At 43.2% G+C, this 21264-nt stretch carries 5 protein-coding genes; 4 read left to right on the top strand and 1 reads right to left on the bottom strand.

All coding sequences use genetic code 11. The features are described from left to right. Window positions 1–33: 33 nt before the first annotated feature. Window positions 34–309, bottom strand: a complete 276-nt coding sequence (locus H9628_RS09820) for a hypothetical protein (protein ID WP_251833975.1) — start codon at window positions 307–309, stop codon at window positions 34–36. 326 nt (window positions 310–635) lie between these two features. Between H9628_RS09820 and H9628_RS09815 the strand changes: the two genes are divergently transcribed. From H9628_RS09815 to H9628_RS09800, 4 genes are all read left to right on the top strand, one after another. Further along, window positions 636–5447, top strand: coding sequence for a choice-of-anchor D domain-containing protein (locus tag H9628_RS09815; RefSeq protein WP_251833974.1), 4812 nt, complete (start codon window positions 636–638; stop codon window positions 5445–5447). A gap of 630 nt (window positions 5448–6077) precedes the next feature. Beyond that, on the top strand, window positions 6078–10229 hold the full coding sequence (locus H9628_RS09810) for an Ig-like domain-containing protein (protein ID WP_251833973.1): 4152 nt from the start codon (window positions 6078–6080) through the stop codon (window positions 10227–10229). A gap of 634 nt (window positions 10230–10863) precedes the next feature. Beyond that, window positions 10864–14883, top strand: coding sequence for a GEVED domain-containing protein (locus H9628_RS09805; RefSeq protein WP_251833972.1), 4020 nt, complete (start codon window positions 10864–10866; stop codon window positions 14881–14883). Between the two features lie 1061 nt (window positions 14884–15944). After that, window positions 15945–21218 (top strand): T9SS type A sorting domain-containing protein, encoded by a 5274-nt coding sequence (locus H9628_RS09800; protein WP_251833971.1) that lies wholly within the window; start codon window positions 15945–15947, stop codon window positions 21216–21218. Window positions 21219–21264 lie beyond the last annotated feature (46 nt).

Here is a 21264-nt window from a genome sequence, read left to right as displayed (position 1 = left end):
GGAAAAATGGAAACAGGGATTTTTGCAATACAGCTATTTCGTTCGCAGCCGCTGTCTGTAATGTGTCAAAAGAATAATTCCGGTGCCAGCGAGGCCCAGCAGTGGTAGATAATCGTTTATAGGAGTAGGAAGCGGATCATCCTCCTCGAGATCTCCGTCTGAATCGTCATCTCCGGGACCGGAATAGGCTTCCGTCGGTTTTTCATAAAATGCTTCATCACTATTTTCACTTTCGCTGAAACGGTTTTGCGCAAAGGCAGTACCCGCCGAAAAGCAAATGATAAGGAGCGCGTAAATGCCTTTATGCATACAATAATACTTTGCGCAAAGATATGATTTTTAAAAATATACGGGTGATTTAACGTGTCTATCCTAATGATTTTCATTGAATACATTCTAATGGTTTTTGGGTATAGGTAAGCTATCGTATTAAGAGATAAAGTATCATTTCAGATCTATTAAAACATAGGGGGTAAAGCGCTCTGTTTAATCACAACAATGGGTTGCTGTATTAATCGGTATTTTTCTGCACTTGGTCGTTTGTCTGTAACCGTTATTCATCATGAAAGTAACCGTGTAAAAACGGTAAAAGCTGGTGCCGCGATTTTGTAATTTTGATAGTAAACACAAATGAGATGAAAAAATATTTACGCGGTATTTTAAGGTTTAGTGCATTCTTTAGTTTGATGTTTTCTATGAACTTCAGCGGCCAGATTCTATTCAGTAATCCGATAACAGGAACAAATCCGAGCACGGCCAATCCCTACACCGCCGGACAGACTGTTGCGGCAAATATCACAGTTTCCGGAATTGGCCGGGGAAGTGGTATATCAGCAAGTAATGCGAATGACAGATATAACGCCTCAGGTTGGAACAGTACCTTGTTGGATGCCAATGATTATTTTGAGTTCACTCTGACGCCCAATCCTGGTTTTAAAATAAATTTCAGTGGTTTTGCTTATACTGCACAGTCTTCCGGCACTGGTCCTGTATCGTTTGCAATCCGCTCAAGCTTAGATAGTTTTACATCGGACTTAGGTACGCCCTCAGCGGCTGGTGGAACTATTAGTTTAAGCGCTCCCATATTTCAGAATATTACAGCGGCTCTTACCTTTAGGGTTTACGGATGGGGAGCTTCTGCTGGTGGTGGTACATTTAGTATTAATGATTTTGCATTTAACGGAACCGTTTTATCGACCGTAAAGAAGCCGGAGCCCAGTGGTTTTCCTTCATCCTTCAGCTGTTCAGCCAGCAACAGCAACTCTATTCAGCTATCATGGGCAGATGCAGCAGGTACCATACCGCCGGATGGATATCTGGTAAAATGGAGTAGTACGTCATATTCAGTCATCACAGATCCGGTTGACGGTAATCCTGTTGCTAATGGCGCGGGCGTCCAAAATGTAAGTCAGGGCATCCAAAATTTTTTATCGTCTTCTCTCGCACCAGCCACCACCTACTATTTTAAAATATGGTCTTACACAAATTCTGGAAGCGACATTGATTATAAACTTATTGGTGAACCGCAGGCGAGTTGTACAACACTGTCACCACCTTGTAATTATAGTGAAGATTTTGCAAGCATCCCCACTACACCAAACCCCGACCAATACCTTTCCCGGTCATGGACAGGAAGTGGAGGAACCTGGAGTGCGGTAAATGCCAGAACTGATCAGATGCTCAACGGCAAAGCGATTACTTATAACGGAAATGGCAGCCTAGCGGGTCCAACATCATCAAACGGTGTAGGAAATTTCAGTTTCAACTTCGTGAAAGCTTTTGCTAATTCAAATTCTCGAACTATACAAGTCTGGGTTAATGGAATGCAAGTAGGATCGGACATTACCGTAAATCCTTCGAGTGATAATGTTCAGAATTATGCTATCGATGTAAATCTGCCCGGAAATATTCAGTTTGAACTTAGAACAATTGGTGCTCAGATAAAAATTGATGATGTCACCTGGACTTGTTTCACCGGTACCCCGCAGCCTAATATCACCATACAGGGAAATTCAATCACCATCCCGAATGGTGACTCGACGCCCACGACAGCTGACGGCACTGATTTCGGAACAATGATAGGAGGAACCGATATTGAAAGAACTTTTGAAATCCGAAATGCAGGTTCCGCCACATTAAATCTGACCAATCCCGCCGTAACCGTGCTCAGCGGAGCTCAAGATTTTACTGTTTCCGCACAACCCGCGTCCGCCAGTGTGAACGCTTTTTCCAATACCTCCTTCAAAGTAAAATTCAACAGTACCGTGCCCGGAACCCACACGGAAACTGTGCAAATCGCCAGTGACGATCCGGATACACCACTTTATACATTTCAGGTAAAAGCAGTTGTGACCCAGCCGGTAATAAACATTGATAAAACTTCCCTGAGTGGATTTGCGTATGCTTTTGCACAGGGTCCATCTGCGCTGCAGAGTTTTAAGGTGAACGGAAACAATCTTGCGGCTGCCATCACCGTCTCTGCATCGGCTAACTGGGAAATTTCGACCAACCAAGCCTATGACAATAACAATGTGGCGCCGTGGACGACGGTGGTTCTGAGCAAAAACCAGAGCGGTGCCGTAACTGACAAAACTATATATGTCCGTCTAAAAGACGGTTTACCTGTAGGCACCTATACCGGAACGGTGACACTGAGCTCAACGTCCGCGGTGGACAAAACTGTTTCTCTCACGGGCTCCGTAACGCCAGGCCTGGCAAAGATAAAAGTGTTGGGCAACGGATCTTCAATCGCTAATGGCAGCAGCATGCCGAGCGGGCTGAATAATACGCTCTTCGCAACGCAGAATATCGGCAACAGCCAGACAAAATCCTTCGAAATATTAAATCTGGGCGGTGCGCCGCTTACTATAAATTCAGTTTCGATCTCGGGGGCGGACGCAACTGCGTTTTCTGTCGCAGGAGCACCGCCACCTAATACTGTTTTAAGTCAGAATCAGTCTGTATCGTTCAGTATTATTTTTAAACCCACCTCGATTGGGACAAAAGATGCCACTGTGACAATTACCAACAATGATCAGGCTTCGAACCCGTTTACTTTTGCCCTCCGCGGCGGCGCTGTGTATTGCAGTTCACCCGGTGAAATCATTATTGCGCAGCAGGATTTTGAAACGTTACCTTCTGACAATGAATTGATTTTCACTAAAGAAAACATTGGTGCCATTCCGCCCGGCACCTCTTCCGATTTTTCTTCCGGCAAAAGTGGAAGCAATGACGCGCCGAAAGTCAATAATCTGTTCTCGCATGGTTCACGCGGTTACCGGATCCAAGGGGCTGATCCCGTGGGTGAAACAGCTTCAGGGATCAGGTTTACTTTCGGTCCGGTGAATACTTCTGCGTACACTGACGTTTCGGTAAGTCTAAAAGTTGCAGGCTTTTCTCTTGGAAGTAAAAGCAACGGAATGGACAGCAAGAATCAGGATCCGGGGCCGGATATTTTAGATGCAGACAAAATCGATTTTGTCTTGGTTGAAATCAGTCCCGACGGGGGAGCTAACTGGTATCCTCAGGCAAAAATCGTCTCCAATGATATGAATGTAGCGTGGAGTTTTAACAGTGAGAGAACCGGTGACGCAATGCGTCTTTATCAAAGCAATCAGAACCTGACCTATTTTAAATCTTCCGAAGCCGGAACGAAATGCAGTGCGTTGGAAATCACGGGAATTCCTCAGGTAAATTCTTTGCTGGTACGGGTTACCGCACAGAATAATGCCGTCAATGAATCCTGGATTATTGATGACATCCGCATTACCAGTTCGGGATTAAAACCTAAAGTGTGGAATGGAGCATCATGGTTGCCTTCAGCTCCTCAGCCAACAGACAGGGCAGTAATCAATGGTATTTTTGAAACTGCAGCGAACGCCGATCTACAGGTTTGCCAGTGCGAAATAAACAGTAGCGGCAAACTGATTGTGAAAGAAAATACATCGTTTACTGTCACCGATTTCATTATAAATGACGGCGAAATCATCGTGGAAAGTGGTGCGGGTCTCGTGCAATTAAATGATGGCGGTGTAAACAGTGGTACAGGAACATTTACGGCGGAAAGAAAAATCAATCTTTCCGTGCCGATTCCGCCACAAACGGACCGAAACCAGTACAACTTCGTCATATCACCGGTCGAGGGCGTGAACCTAAAAAACGGGATTTACAGTGGTATCACTCCTCCTCACGTGCTCTATCATAACCAATCAAATAACCATTTCTATGAATCCACTGGAGCCTATATCCCCGGACGGGCACTGGCTGTGAAAGAGCCTGTTTATTCTCAGGTTGCCAATTCGGTTACAGAAGTGAAAGCAGTCTTTAAGGGTGTGCCGGTAAACGGGATTTCTGTGGGAGGAACGCCGTTAATTTTCAATGCGGTGAACAGTGCGCCCGGGGTTACTTTTCCGTCTGCTATGGTGCGAGGGTATAATCTGATAGGAAATCCGTACCCATCCAATATTGACTTGGTGGCATTCTACAATTTAAATGGTGGTGATTCCAGTGGTTTGAGTTCAACCTTTTATTTTTGGGACAGCACAGCCAATAACAGGTACGCTCAGGAAGGTTCGGGTTATGACGGATTGGCTTACGCACAATTTAATGCAGTAAGTCTTACGCCCACAAAAGCCCAGGGTGATCCGGGTACATCGACGCAGCTTTTTCCCACACGTTACGTACCGATGGCGCAGGGATTTATGGCACGGGTATACCCAGCGTCTAAAACACTGGTCTTCAGTAACAGTATCCGTACGGCAAATAGCGGAATAGGATTTTTCGGTAAGTCTGCCCCGGAAATGAACCGTTTCTGGCTCAATATGGTTTCACCGGGCGGACTTTCTTCAAACATAGCCGTGGTCTATTTTGAGGAGGGCAATAACGGCTTTGCTGCGGACGATTCACCCGTGATGGGCGGTTCAGAGGTTGTTTACACTTTCGCGGGGACCGAAAAAGTATCTATTAATGGACGACGTGAATTTTCGGATGCCGACGCGGTGCTGCTGGGTAGTACGCACTTTGCCGAGGGGCAGTATAAGCTTGTACTTGATAAAACGGAAGGCATCTTTGCAAACGGCCAGCACATCTTTTTAAAAGATACTGTGACCGGAAGCCTCACCAATCTTTCAGAAAATCCTTATGTATTTGATGCAGAAAAAGGTGAAACTGAAGGAAGATTCCAGATTGTTTACCGTGAAGAGCGGGTACTGACGGCAGAAAGTGAAGATTCAGGTTTATTGGTTTACCGTGATGGTGAATGTTATTGGTTAAAATCAATTAAGGAAGTTTCGGAAGTCTTTATCTACGACCTGAGCGGTAGACTCACAGGACATCTAAAGCCCAACTCCCGCAGTGTCAGAATAGATACGCAAGAACTTCTTAAAGGTATCTATATTCTTAAAATAGTTCGCAACGGCGAAATAATTTCACGAAAGATTGTAAAATAATTTAGGGCGATTATAATAAATTCAGACCAATTCTTTTCAGGGCAATATTTTATGCAGTAGTGCTTAAAGCGCAAGTCCTGGACTATCCTATATGTTTAATATTAACTGGAATTTGAGAAGCTTTAAATATCACAAAAAGCGGCCTTGAACAACAGGGTTGTTTTTATAATACCACATCCAAATGATGCCTTTGTTAACAATAATTTAATATTCAATCAAAAAATATGTCCTATAATATCAATTTGAGAAATTAATAACGATGAATAAAAATTGTTATCAAATATAAAACACATGTTATTTTTACGTAATTCTCAATAATTAGTTAAATTATTACACAAAAAGCTATATTATGCAATTCATAGGACGATTTATTTAATAATTTGGTTCGTGAAATAACATTTATTATCTTTGCACTCGCTTAGCGGATTAGGGGGCTTCTTTGCTAAGTAAACACAAAACATTAAAGAACTTTACGATTATGGCAGTTTTACCTGAGTGAAATACTCGGGCAGGAAAAGGCTTGTCGGGTTTTGAAAAAATGTTTTGTGTGTAAAGAAAACATTAAACCAAAACATGATGAGAAACATTTTTACTGTTTGTGCCCTTCCGCGTGCACACAAATTAGCGATTATGCTCATAATCCTAATTCTATCTTCAACTAATTTTTATGGACAGTACACCTTAGCAAAATGGTACAGTGCTGACTTTTCACCTGCTGTTTCCTACAGTCAGGTTCAGGCGGAATTAATCAAAGCTAATAATGTTACGATCAATGAAGTCTTTGAAAATCCAGACTCTCACTTTTACAAAACTGACAAATGGCCCACTCCGCAGCAGTCTTTCACTGCAGATAAATATGTCGAATTTAAGATTTCTGCAAAGGCTGGCTACAAAATTAATGTGGACAGTTTTAATTTTGAGGGCCGCGCAAATGGTGCGGATGGGCAAAAATTAAAAGTAAGGTACTCTAAAGAAAGTGATTTTTCTAATGCTAAGGATCTTACTGATGAAGCTACTTCCGGGACTTTTAAAAATTACAATTTAAGATTTCCCGTTAACACCGTAGTGAACCAGAACGAAACTTTATACGTTCGGCTTTATATTTATAATACGAATCAGTTCTTCTATATCCGTCATAATCAAAGTGGTAGCATAGGCCCGGAATTTAAAGGTACAATTTCATATCAGAATATTTTGAAGCCGTCAGCGCAGGATGACAGAACGGGAACCGTGAAAAATGTTTCCGTGAATGTAGATGTGCTGGCTAATGATGATTATTTTTTCTCAGGCCCACTTACAGCGATTACCGTTTCAGGCGCACCGAAGAATGGAACCGCGAGAGCAAACGGAACTTCAGACATCATCTATACCCCAAATACAGGCTTCACCGGTTACGACAGTTTCGCATACACCCTTACCAATTCCGAGGGTGTTTCAAACATCGCAAAAGTTTCAGTACAGGTAGTGGCGCCTGGCGTGGGAACAGCGACGCCTATTGTACGGTGGAATAAAAAAGATCTGTCTTCAAAAAATTATACAGCGGCAGTGCAGGGCAGTACAATACTTTTAATGGGCTCTAATGCCACCTTTACTTCTGAGAGCGATGATAGTAATGGCTTGAGATTTAATTACAACGGTACTCATACCAACCCTAGAGAATTCAACGGTTCATATAATACTTCAAAATATTTTCAATTGAGCTTAAGTGCAACTGATACTCAATCAATAGCCCATTTAAATGCTTTTGTGATGAAGTATAGAAGTACAGGAGATGGGAAAATAACTGTAAAGTATTCTAAAAATTCTGATTTTAGCGGAAAGGTCGGCACTTTAATAGATAACGGGGCTTACTCTAGTAACTGGACTGATAAAAAAGCTGATTTTCCATCCGGCTCAGTACTTTTTCCAGGTGAATCTCTGTACATAAGAGTATACGTATATAATACAGATCAGTCTACCTTCTTCATCAAGTTTGAGGAGAATGGTGAAGTAGGACCTGCGATTTTGGGAACCGTCGCCAAGATGGCACCGGAATCCTGCACTGTAGGTTCTGCATCAGATTCGCCTACAGTCTGTGTAAATTCTGCAATTACTCCTATAACACATTCCACAAGTGGAGCAACAGGTATTGGTAGCGCATCAGGTCTTCCAGCAGGTGTTACTGCTGTTTGGAAAGATAATAAAATCACGATCAGCGGTACACCAACAGTGTCAGGAACTTTCAATTACAGTATTCCTCTGCTGTCCTCTTGCGGTGACGTGCAAGCAACGGGAACTATCACTGTAGTTCCAGCAACGGTCGCAGGTACAGTATCTTCCAATATTCCGGAAATCTGTGTGGGTCCAAACGCTGCATTTAAATTTGCGATTCTTAAATTACAGGATAATGTAGGAAATGTCCTGCGGTGGGAATATTCATTTGATAATTTTGCCGGAGGGCCTGTTGTAAATGTTAATTCATACGCAACGGAAATTACAGCAGAATTTACTGAGATTAAATCCTATTATTACCGTGCAGTAGTACAGAATGGTTCATGTGCAGTTGAATATTCAAATGTTGTCAGAATAGACGTTGTCGGTGCAGTAGGCTTGCCTGGTACCATTGCCGGAAACGATACATTATGTGCGGGACAGACAGCTGTTTACAGCATTGCAGCAGTGCCCAATGCAACAAGCTATCAGTGGTTTGTAGACATTGCTAAAGGTTGGGAAATTATAAGCGGACAGGGTACTACTACTGTTACTGTAAAAGCAGGAAATGGCAGCGGTAATATTGCGGTAGATGCTAAAAACAGCTGCAGTACCGGTTTTGCATATGACGGACAGGGGTACAGGTACATCACCGTAAAAGAGATTCTTCAACCTTCAGTACTTATTTCCAGCCCAAATACCACCATCTGCCAGGGCACGAAAGTGACTTTCACTGCGTCTCCTGTTAACGGTGGCAGCACACCTGCGTACCAGTGGTTTGTGAACGGTGTGGCAGTTGCGGGCCAAACGGCAGCAACTTTCGAAACCAAAGAACTGAAAAACGGGGATAAGGTCAGCGTGAAACTTACTCCTTCCCCGCAGCAGTGCGTCTCGCTGGAACCTGTGGTTTCAAATGTTCTTACAATGGCTGAGGAAACAAGCGTTTACGAAAACGGTAAATGGAGCAAAGAGATCCCGACCGCTGAAAATCAACTTTCGGCTGAAATTCGCGAAGCTTATTCTACAGCAAACGGTGCGGTATCTGCGTGTTCGGTACACCTTGTAGGTTCCGCAATTGTTACTGTGGTACCAAAGAATCCTTTAATTGTTTATAATAATATTAATCTTGACGCGGGTACGAAACTAACCGTTGAAAGTGACGCCAATCTAATTCAGGTGAATGATAGTGCACCCGCAAATACCGGAAATATTACGGTTTTACGCGATTTGAAAATTAAGCCTAAAAGTGCCGAATACAATTACTTCGGTTCTCCGGTGACCTTTGCAGCGGGACAGAGCATGAAAACAATATATCCGGGCATCACTTATGTTCTTTATCACAACGAAGCCAATAACTACTTCTACAATTCTTCAGGTGCTAACGTGCCGGGTCGCGGTCTTGCCGTGAAAGAGCCGTTATTCACAGCTGAAACTCCGAATGGGGCGTACGATATTACTGCTACCTTTATCGGTGTACCACAAAACGGAATTATAAATTTCGGTTTGGCAAACAGCAATACTGCAACTAGCAGCCATCTGGGATACAACCTTGTGGGTAATCCATATCCTTCCAACATCGATCTGCAGGCTCTGTACGAGCTCAACAAAGGTGAAATCGCTGCAGAACCGGCGATCAGTACAAGCTTTTATTTTTGGGACAGCACAGCAAACAATGTGTATGTACAGCAAGGTTCAAGCTACGGTGGCCAGGCTTATGGTGTGTTCAATGCGAAATCGGGCAGTACAGGTATGGGTATTCCGGCTGCCGGACCTAAAGAAGGTCTTACGTCACGTAAAGTACCGAAAAGCGAAATAACGGTTGGCCAGGGCTTTATGGTAAAAGCACTGAAGAAGAATGCGACACTTCAATTCAATAACTCCATCCGTACCGACAAAAACAGTGGTGTGAAATTCATTGGTGCCCGGGCAGAAGAAGCTGTTGATGACCGTTATTGGCTGTCTGTTACTACGCCGGGCAATCTCAGCAGCACCCTGGCTGTTGTATATTTCGATGGCGGAACTGACGCAGTCGGTGCCGAAGATTCGGAAGCGAGAGGCGGATCTGACGAAGTTTTCAGTCATGTATCCGGTAAGAATATCGCTATTAACGGTAAAAGTACATTTGCTGACACTGATGTGGTGGCGATCGGAACAAGACATTTCGCCGCAGGCCTTCACACAATTGCCCTTGAAAAAGCAGAAGGTATCTTCGCCTCGGGCCAGCAGATTTACCTAAAAGATAAAATTACCGGTGCGGTGACGAATTTAAGCCAGGGCAACTATACTTTTGAAGCTCAGGCGGGTGAAAGTACCGGACGTTTCGAACTGGTATATAAACCGGGCGGCGTGCTCGCAACAGATGCTTCAGCAAAAGAGGAAGTGCAGGTATACCGTGCCGCCGACAACTTCGTAGTGAAAGCGCCGAAACGTATTACCTCACTTGAGATTTACGACATGTCGGGAAGGCTGGTTCGTGCATTTAAGCCCAATTCTGCAGAAGCTGTTGTGAATGGAAGCGAGCTTGCAAACGGTGTTTACCTGATGAACATCAAACAAGGTGAGGAGCAAACGGTGAAAAAAATCGTAAAATAATGGTGTAACTTATTAAAGTCCTGGTTTCATTTGAACCGGGACTTTTTTTTAGTCGTGAATATAATGTCAAATGGATTACCCACTCATATTTCTAGCGGACTGATTTATTAAATTCCCGGGGCGAAGCGCAACGATCTGAACTAGAAAAAAAATGTAATGGGTTTGTTTAATGTTTTATAGCCGTTTAAGGTTGGGAATTTCATTTAATATAGCACGTTAGCATAATGTCTATTTTACCACTCTCAGCTTCACTCGCAGCGTAGCTTTCTTTTAAAGCTGATGAACTGCAAAAACCTGATTTCCAGTACAAATTATCATGGTATATGTTTTATTACTTATATTTGCACCAACACACAAATGATGATTATCAATCGAACTTAAACACACGAAATGAATAATCATTTACTCTCCTGGTCCCGCATGATGAACCTGTGCATGTGCGCAGTTTGCGGTAAGTCTTCACTCAACGCCAATCACCTGATCGGTCGTGCTTAATTTTCATTACAAAACACAAATACCGTATAAGAAAGCCTCTGCTGCACCGATCCGTCGGTCAAAGCGGAATCTTCCTGTTCAACGATAATACACAATGAAAAATTTTTATTCGATAATATTCATATTTTCTTTTTTTATAATGCAGGCGCAAACGTACTGCACACCTGGAACAAGAAATGTCGATCCTATCACGATGGTGAAGTTAGTCGGCGAATTAGCGCCTGGACTTAATCACTCGACTGGAGGTGGAAATTTGTCTTATTATTTTCACAACGACGTTGTTGTTCCTACTGTATATCCTGGCGGGACCTATACGTTTGTCCTTGCAGCGAACGGTAATGGGAGACATTTCGCAGTAGTTTGGATTGATTTTAATAATGATGGGGACTTTACAGACACTGGAGAATTTGTAGGACGATGGGTAGGATCTGTAAGTAGCTCATCAGCTCCGAATACAGTTTCTTTTAATGTTTCAATTCCAAGTGCTTCTGCCCAGGGAACATATCGGATGCGTGTTTTGTGGCAGTATAATCTAAGCACGAATAACGATTATTATAATAATAGTCCCTGTACCGGTGATGCTTGGGGACAGACGCGTGATTATCGGGTTAAAGTTGCGGCGGCGTGTTCGGGCGCACCCGCGGGCGGAACAACAGTCTTAAGCTCTTCCACCGGAACACCCTCATCTACATTCACTGCAACCGTTACAGGTGACACGAACGCCACCGGTCTAAGTTACCAGTGGCAATATGCATCAAGTACAGGCGCGCCATGGATTGATATTGTGGGTGCAACGGGCGCCAGTGCAGTCATCACCGCCATATCTTCTCCAGGTGTTTCTTACTATCGCAGAAGGATTACTTGCTCAGGTCAAAATTCGTACTCGTCGGTTGTGACTTATACCACGCTATACTGTCGTCCTGATATAGGAACTGCAGAGGCTGGGACTAACTATATAAAAATGGTAAAGTTTCTCGGTACTATGCACGATACGGAACAAACTTCTACGTTTTCTACAAATCCTAAGGGTTACCAGGATTTCACAGGCAGCTCAAATAAAAGCATACAGGCCCAGGGTAACGGCGTCAATTTATATGTTGAAAATGCGTTTCGTGGAATGGTACGCGCGTGGGTTGACTGGAACCGGGATGGAAGCTTCGATGTCGCTACGGAGGAAGTATATACGTCAGCTGGTACGAGTATAATTTCCACAACATTTGGATTTATTATTCCGGCCGGCGCCAATCCGGGCAACTATGTTATTCGTTTACGGATGAACAGTAGTGACGGAAGTACTTCTATTGGTCCTTGTGGGAATATTAACTATTCGGGCGAGACCGAAGATTATTCATTTACTGTCGTTGCAAACTGCTTCGCTACCATAACTTCAGTTTCAAATCAGATAAGGACAGGACCCGGCACTGTAACATTTGAGGCAGTACCATCCGCATCTTCAACCAAGGTGCATTGGTACAGTTCCCTTACCGGTGGTACTCCACTGGCGGAAACAAATGTCGTAAGCGGTAAATCGGCATATACAACGACAGTGAATAGCACCACTGTGTTTTACGTTGCCGCCTGGAACGGTAGCTGCGAATCTTTGATACGCACTCCTGTCCGTGCTGTAGTGAGGCCGGTTCCTGAGATCACATTTACACCGGCTGCACCCACTTCATGCGGCAGTAATTCGACCGTAAAGATTTCTGCGAGCGGCCAGGATGAAACAGTGTACTTTGTCGAGGAATATTTTGAGAATGGCTTAGGAAAGTTTACTCAGGAAATATTAAGACCAAATACAACTACTATCGATAATAAAACAAAATGGCAAACCCGGCAAAGTATATTTAAGCCAAATGAGAAAGTGTGGTTTCCTGCGATTGCTTCCGGTACTGCCGGCAACAGCTTTGCAATGGCAACATCAGACGTGGGTGCTGATGCTAATAATAATAGTTATACGATTAGTAATGCACTCGTTTCGCCAACAGTAAATACGCTCGGTTATTCAAGTCTCACACTTTCATTCAGGATGTATTTTTCAAAATACTCAAATGACGACGTGGCGGATGCCTCCGATTACGTAGCCCTAGAAGTAAATACTGGCGGAAGTACATGGAACGAAGTTATAAGATATACAAAAGATGTGGGGTTCGGTACTCAGTTTGAGCTCAAAACAATTGATATGTCCTCCTATCAGAGCTCAAATTTAAAATTCAGATTTCGCTACTACGCTGCGTGGAAAGATGGCGTAGCAATCGATGACATTGAATTTTTTGGAGTGAAGCCACTTACAACCACCTTTGCATGGACAACGAGTGCCCCGATTGATGTTTATACAGATGCAGCAGCAACGATTCCATATAACAATGCTCCTACCACAACGGTATATATGAATCCTTCGATGAATCAGAAAGAAACTACTGCCAACTGGACAATCAATGCTACTGCATCACTTAGCAATGGAACCACCGCGACGGGCAGCGTCATAATAGAAAATAAGAACAAAGTCTGGAATGCTGCCACTGACAAGTGGAATTCAAACACATGGAAACCTGTCGGCGTGGTACCTACCAGCGCAGACTGTGTGTATATAAAGACGCCGGTTAGGATTGAACCTTTTACCCAGGCATTCGCAAAAGAGGTTTATGTTGAAAATACCGGCAAACTAAAGATTGAAGGTGAAGGTTCATTAAGCATTAAAGATGCATTGGTTAATAAGGGAATCGCCGAAAACGTTGTCATAGAATCCGATGCCAGCCTCATCCAGGTAAACGAGGGCAATACCGTCAATGTCGGAAACATTACCGCCAAACGTACGGTGAATGTTTCCGCCGGGCGGCAACAGTACAATTACCTCATTTCACCGCTCGAAGGGCAGTTCTTAAAAACTGTTTATCCCGGAATTGAATACGTGCTGTACCACAATGAAGCCAACAATTTCTTCTATAATTCCACCGGTGCGTATATCAAAGGTCGTGCACTGGCAGTGAAAGAACCAAAATTGAGTGCTTTACCGGACCAAAAGGCGACTTCGGTGACCGCTACTTTTACTGGCTATCCAACCAACGGTGCATTTACGTATAACCTTGTAAACTCCAATCCCTCGAATATAAACCGCGGCTATAATCTTGTGGGTAATCCATATCCGTCTAATATGGATTTAAGCCAGTTTTATCATATCAATAGCGCGAGTGGCAACATCAGCAATTCTTTTAACTTGTGGGACAACCGCGCGAACAGCCAGACCGTGCAGTTGGGAGACAAGTATGAAGGGCAGGCCTATGCCGTTTTTCACGCGACCACGCCGCCGGGTGAAGGAACCGGAACGCTGGCTACCGGCGATAAAGATATGGCTGGTACAGTACGTCCTACGCGCTATATAAAAATGGGCCAGGGCTTTATGGTAAAGACACGGGTAAATAATCAGGCACTTATATTTAACAATACCGTGCGGACAGATAAAGACGGTTCCGCGTACTTTGGACGTACTCCCGGGGATTCCGTAAACTTTGACAGATTCTGGCTTAATATGATCACGCCAACCAGTCTGCGTTCTGATATGGCTGTAGTGTATTTTGTAGGTGGAACCAATGGTTTCAGCAGTGATGACGCGGCCTCGCTGGGCGGATCAGACGAACTGTATTCACGGGTGGATGACAGGAAAGTAAATATCAACGGACGCAGTATATTTACCGATGAGGATGTGGTGCCTCTCGGTACACGCCATTTCACGACAGGCGAGTACCGCATCGAACTGGCGGGTACGGATGGTATTTTCAGCTCTGCGCAGCCTGTTTATCTCAAAGATAAATTGACAAGCGCTATCACCAACCTAAGCGAATCCGCCTACAGCTTTGCGGCTGAAGCAGGCGAAAGTACCGGCAGATTTGAAATTGTTTATAAACCGGGTGGCACGCTCGCAACGGATGCAGGCCTGAAAGAATCGGTTGTCGTATACCGCGACAAAAATGATTTCCATATCAGATCTGACAAAAGAAATATCACCGGACTTCAACTGTTCGACAGCAGCGGCAGGCTTGTATATTCGGCGAAGCCAAATGCTGCTGAAACTTTAATAGATGCAAACCCGTTGCCTAATGGGGTGTATTTTCTGAGGATTGAGCGCGGTTTTGACGTGGTGAGTAAGAAAATTATCCGATAAAAAAAACTTAACCGCGAAGTTCTATACCGTCCGGGTTTTTGCACCTGGATGGTTTTTTTTATGATTTAATTGCTTAGATTCATCTGCTTGTTGTATTGCGGTCACAAGCTTTGGAATTGCCTCCTAGACGATTTGGAATTTATCTTTTAACAGGTTGGAACGCGTCTAAAAATTCCGCGCGTTTGCAAGGTCTCCTTCATTTAAGTTTTTGAATCCATCTTCACGCAATTCGCCGCATCTACTGCTGTTCAACATATCGTAAATCTGAGTTGTAAGTTAATTTTTTCTCTTTCCCTACCCGTGCCGAAAGGAAAATTTTGCTAATTTTACTTAGTATTTATACATTTTCGCCTTAATTATTTTCTCAGGAAACTCTTTTATTCCTACATCCAGACAGGTTCGGCTTAAATCCATCATTAAGCCATTGTAACAGTATTGAAAGTCCATTAATTTATTAGACTTTTATTGGACTTATATTGGACCTATATTAGAGCTGGGTCGAGTATGCCCTGAGTTTGACCTGTCCATGGAATAACTATACAGATTAATATATAAATCCTGATTGTGCTATACTAACAGCACTGTCTTAACTATACAACTGTATTTACAGCGATAAGATTTTGGTTGTAGCTCTTCCATCTTTTGGTTAGTTGCCCTGATTTTAGATATCCCTTTTTACGTCCTTAAGTTTAACCGTATTTCGACGGGAAAGAAAACTGGCTTGGGTCTTACAGAATTTAATTTGAAGTTTCCCTCTGGCAGGGGTTCACTGAGCGTCCTTGCGTACAGTTGTTTTATTTATTCACCAGAGTTCCAGGCTGGCGAATGGGCTTCCGCTCTTACAACTTTATATATCTGTAGGCAAATAAGTCTCTTCCTCTTTCCTCAATTTTCAGTGCAAAGCGAGCACGAAAACTATCGCTAATTATTTATAAGTAGCGGAAACCAATTAGAACATTAATACGATAATAGGTGATTTAACATCTTTTAACCTCTTTTGCATCGCTATATTTGAGTGCGCACTTAGGGGCATCTTTCGGAGCGCGAAACACAAACACACAATGATGAAAAAATTTTATTTCCTGCTCGTGCAGATAGCTTTGCTGTTGTGCATTTTTCTGGGCGCCCCATTACTTTTATCGCAAACAACTACTAGCGTCGCAGGTCTCAGACAGGCACCAAATAAAATTGATGAGAAACGCTTCAGTAAATCCTCACCACAGAATGGCAGATCCGCAGAACTAAGAAAAAATCTTGCCACTTATAAAGGTAAGATACCGGCCGGAATACAAAAAAAGACAGCCGAAACTGCAACTATTTTAAGTGCTAAATCCTTTTCAGAAAACATTCATACCGTTGCTAATAGAAGTAGATTGAAAAGTATCGACAGCGGACGGAATATTACAGCACGAATTACAGCTATCGACATTCCAGACACCCCTCGGATAAAAACTGACCTGTTTAAAGATACGCTCAGTAACCAACCTTCCCCAATAGCATTAATGAAAGGGCAAGTGGAGGACTTACCTAGACGGGATGCCTCTTCTAAACATTTCAAAAACGCAGACGGCAGTTATACCGCACTTATCGGAGTGACGCCTCTACACTATAAAAAGGCGGGGAAATGGGAAGACATCGATACTAAAATTACTAAAACAACTTCCGGTGAATATTCTTATGCGAATACGACCAATTTAATGGAATCCTATTTTGGCAGTTCAGCCCACCAGGGAATATTGTCTAAGACAAAAGAAGGTGCCGTGAAAGAATTTCTGAATACCAAAATGTATTGGGAGGTGAACGGCAAAGAAGTGGGAACTGTTTACAGTGCAAACTCCCAAATTTCTGTAAAAGGTAATGGAGCGTATTACAACAATATGTACGGCGATATCTCCGCTGAATTTTTAATTGAAACCGGGAAGAGAAAACTGAATTATATTATTCCACACAAAGAAGCGTTGGGGAATGTTCCTTTGAATGCAAGCTTTTTAGTATTTTCAGAGGATTTGGTTTTACCAAATGGTTGGACACACAGCATTACAGCACGAGGAATTACAATTGCAGATGCAAGCGGAAAGGTGGTTTACCTTTATAGTAATCCCGTTTCTTTGGATATGACAAAAACTAACGAAGAAGAAAACACGATTTTTGAAACCTTCCTGAATAGCGGTATTTTAACAATAAAAACAAAAGTAAAAGCAACTTGGATACTAAATAATGAACGACAGTTTCCCGTTAGCATTGACCCAACGGTTATTGTAGAGCCAGACAATACTCCGTGGCATACCGGGGAAACGCGTTTTAATGGTACTGAAAATTCAGGTGACTTGTTTGTTGGAAAAGTCAATAATTTTAACAATAACATTGCGGGCTTCGCAAGATTCAACTTAAGTACAATCCCTATCGGAGCGACCGTAAATTCAGTTATTGGATATATAAATCGATTCGGGCAAACTGGTACAATTAACGCCGCTTCGACGTGGCAGTTCAGAAATTCTGGTGATCCGCTTACAACTTTTGGTATTTATGCTACTATGACCACTCCCCTGTCTACATCTGTGGGTAATCTCGGAACTAATGGTCTCAAAAGTAACAGCTTCAATGCAACAGGTATCGCATATGTTCAAAACGCTATTGCAAATGGTTTTGTGGCAGTTGGCGTTTATCCTACGGGAACCTGGAATACTACCTCATACGTTGGCTTTGACGGATACGCATATACGACTTGTCCTAGTCTATTAATTGACTATACACCTTCTTCATGTTCCGCTCCGACAAATTTAAACGTAGATACCATCACTTCGACTACAGCACGATTTACATGGAACGCGCCAAGTTCTGTACCGGAAAATGGATATGATTATTATTATAATACGACAGGAGTTGCCCCAATTGCATCAACAACACCAAGCGGATCTGTTGGAGCAGGTGTAACAACAGTGACACCAACTCCGCCTCTTAGTCCTAACACTGCTTATCACTTTTGGGTAAGATCAAATTGCAGTACTTCTTCGAAAAGCGTTTGGGCTCCCGGCGGCTATTTCAATACGAATCCGTCTCAAGCTTGTTTCCAGGGCGATGGGCAAATCAGAGGAACGGTGGAAAACGGTTTAGGTGTACGAACCTCAGCTACTCAACGAATCGCCGATGATTTCATCGTACCTGCAGGAGAAACTTTTAGTTTAAGCCATATTTCCTTAGAAGCTTTATCATCAACTGCAATAACAAATGTAACCATCAGAGTCAGAGCGAATAACAATGGCTCGCCGGGTGCGGTTTTAGACACGGTGTGGAATAATGCGGCACCCACGGCTTCGAACCAATATACCACTTTTTTCAGTACTTTAAATGTTTATCACCTTAATTTTACTTTACCAACAGTATTTACTTATCCCGCCGGAACTTACTGGTTAGAGGTGACAATGACAAACAGTGGTGATAATGCAAATATTTATTGGCGCGCAACTTCTACCGGAACAACGGGAGCAGTTGCTCAATTTAGTCCTAACAATGGTGTAACGTGGGCGCAAAATACTAACGGATATGATATGGTTTTCTTTGTTGCAGGAACATGTACGACGTGTACACCTGTAACCGTTTCTGCAAGTAAAACTTTGGTCTGCGCAAATGAAGCTATAACCCTTACTGCCAACAGCAGCGATCCAAGTTATTCTTACCATTGGTATCTGGGTTGGGATGAAACGACGCAAACCTATCAAACGGACTTAGGTACGGGTGCTACAAAAAATCAAACGGTAACTCAGTCAACAACGTATTGGGTTGTGGCAACCAGTCCAACCGGATGTAGAAAATACACTTATGTTACCGTCGCAGTCACACCTGCACCTACGTTGATAGTTATGGATCCGGTGAACGCCATCACTTGTTCGAATGAAGCGAGCCAGATCAGTGTGGTAAGTGGTGGTATTATCCCGGAAACAATCTTAAATGAAACTTTTGATCCGATAACAAATCCATGGATTACCAGCACAACTATAACAGGTACCGATACAGATGCCGCACAATGGCATATATACAATGATGGCGATACAGATTGGGGCGGTAATGAAGTATTTCACAGCAATGATAACAGTTCTTTTGTGATGGTGGATAGTAATCTCTCAGGATATTTCAATGATGAAATGGAAACCAGCCTTATTTCGCCACCGTTGAGTTTCTTAGATTATAACTCTGCGAGTACAAATATCACATTTACCTTTTATCATTATTTTAGACAGTTTACCAGTAGTGATGCATATGTTGAAATTACAACCGATGGTGTGAACTGGAAACAACTCAGACACTATACTACCTTGGTGGGAGCAAGGAATAACTTTGCATTGGAAACCATTAATTTGAATGCTTACAAAGGCTTACCTTATGTGCAGGTTCGGTTTAGATATCACGCATTTAATGATTGGTATTGGGCAGTTGACAACATCAATATTACCGGTACCAATCCTTTGCCAACTACTGTTACATGGTCACCTACAACCGGTTTGTGGAGAGATGCAGCGAAAACGGTTGCGTATAATGGCACTCAAGCAACGACGCTTTATGCATCTCCTGCTTCTACAACCACATACACCGTCTCTGCCAAAACCGCAGCCGGCTGTCCATCCACACAAACCGTAGTAGTGACAAAAGGTGATACCGACTGGAGCGGAACCACCACAAACTGGAATACGGCATCCAATTGGGAAGGAAACACCGTTCCCACTGCAGACCACTGCGTAAATATTCCGAGCAGTACTGTTAAGCCGGTAATTTCTGTCAGTACTGAGGCCCACGCCAAAAATCTTACCATACAGCCCGGCGGTTCTCTCGATATCGAAGGGAACCTTACGGTGCAGGATTTTGTTAAAAACCTTGGTGACAAGCGGGCGCTGATATTATCTTCCGATGCTAATCTACTGCAGCTAAATACAACCGCAGCCAATTCCGGAGAAATTACAGCACATCGGGAAATCACCATCAAAGACAACAACCAGTACAACTACCTTATTTCACCTTTGGTTGATTCAAACCTTAAAACAAACATCTACGAAAACAAGACGACCGGTGTTTTAAGTTCGTCTCAGTTCACGCTTTACCATAATGAAGTGAATAATAAATTCTATGCGTCCTCAGGTGCTTATATTAGAGGTCGGGGTCTCGCTGTGAAAGAGCCTTCAGCCTCGGTAGTTCCACCCGGCGGAAAGATTTATGCTCATTTCACAGGGGTTCCAATGAATGGGGACTTTACCTACACGCTGGCGAATTCTGGTACTCCTACTACAGGCTATAACCTGATTGGTAATCCCTATCCGTCAAATATTGATATTAAAAAACTATACGATGATTCTCCAGGCCAGATAAGCGAAAACTTTGAGTTCTGGGATAATCTTGCCAATGCAATTACCGTTCAGCAGGGTTCTGAATATAAAGGGGCAGCCTATGCAATTTTTAATGCCGCTACGGGTACGTACGGAGTGGGTAATCCGGCGCCTGGCAATAAGGACGTAGATCCGGATAATCCCGCGAGTCCGGCTGGCTCTAAAATTCCGAACCATATTGTAAAAGTAGGTCAGGGATTCATGGTGAGAGCGATAGGTGCCGGGGTTCTGAATTTTAAAAATACACAGCGAACCAAAGATCAGACAGATTCTAATTTTTACGGAAGAAAGCAGACCGTTATTACAGATGACAGGTACTGGTTGCAGCTAACGACACCATCAGATATGGTCATTAGCAATGCAATCGTATATTTTGATAGTGGTAATAATGAATTTTCAAAAGATGACAGTAAGGAAACCGGCACCTCTGATGCATTATTCACCTACGCGGGAACAGAGAAGGTAGTGATTAATGGTCGGAATAAATTTAACATTGATGATATTTTAGATATTGGAACTCGAAATTACACAGCGGGAATTAATAAAATTGCGCTCGGCAGAAAAGAAGGTATTTTTGCCACCAGCCAGCCCATTTACCTCAAAGACAACCAGACCGGCGCCATCACCAACCTAAGCGAGGGCGCCTACACCTTTATGGCGCAGGGGGGGGAGAGTACGGGAAGGTTCGAGATCGTTTACAAGCCTGGTGGCGTGCTGGCTACCGATGCAGCGGTGAAAGAAGATGTCGTGGTGTACCGTGACGGACAGGATTTTGTAGTAAAGGCGCAGAGAGATCCTGTCTCCTCAGTTGAGATTTTTGATGCCGCTGGGCGAATGGTTCGCCGTGTGGAACCCAACAGCACTGTTGAGCGCCTCGATTTTTCTGCGATAGTAAACGGCACCTACATTCTTAAGATTGACCAGAAAAGTAAAATTACCGTTAAGAAAGTCATTAAATAAAAATTGCCGTAAACTTTACAATATTAATATCTTTGCACAAACAATA

This window comes from Kaistella pullorum, assembly GCF_014837035.1.
Classification (GTDB): Bacteria; Bacteroidota; Bacteroidia; order Flavobacteriales; family Weeksellaceae; genus Kaistella; species Kaistella rhinocerotis.
This window is presented reverse-complemented; position numbering and strand designations above follow the sequence as displayed.

Coding starts and splice junctions, on each gene's coding strand:
- H9628_RS09820 (WP_251833975.1), bottom strand. CDS start 309: ATGCATAAAGGCATTTACGCGCTCCTTATCATTTGCTTTTCGGCGGGT.
- H9628_RS09815 (WP_251833974.1), top strand. CDS start 636: ATGAAAAAATATTTACGCGGTATTTTAAGGTTTAGTGCATTCTTTAGT.
- H9628_RS09810 (WP_251833973.1), top strand. CDS start 6,078: ATGCTCATAATCCTAATTCTATCTTCAACTAATTTTTATGGACAGTAC.
- H9628_RS09805 (WP_251833972.1), top strand. CDS start 10,864: ATGCAGGCGCAAACGTACTGCACACCTGGAACAAGAAATGTCGATCCT.
- H9628_RS09800 (WP_251833971.1), top strand. CDS start 15,945: ATGATGAAAAAATTTTATTTCCTGCTCGTGCAGATAGCTTTGCTGTTG.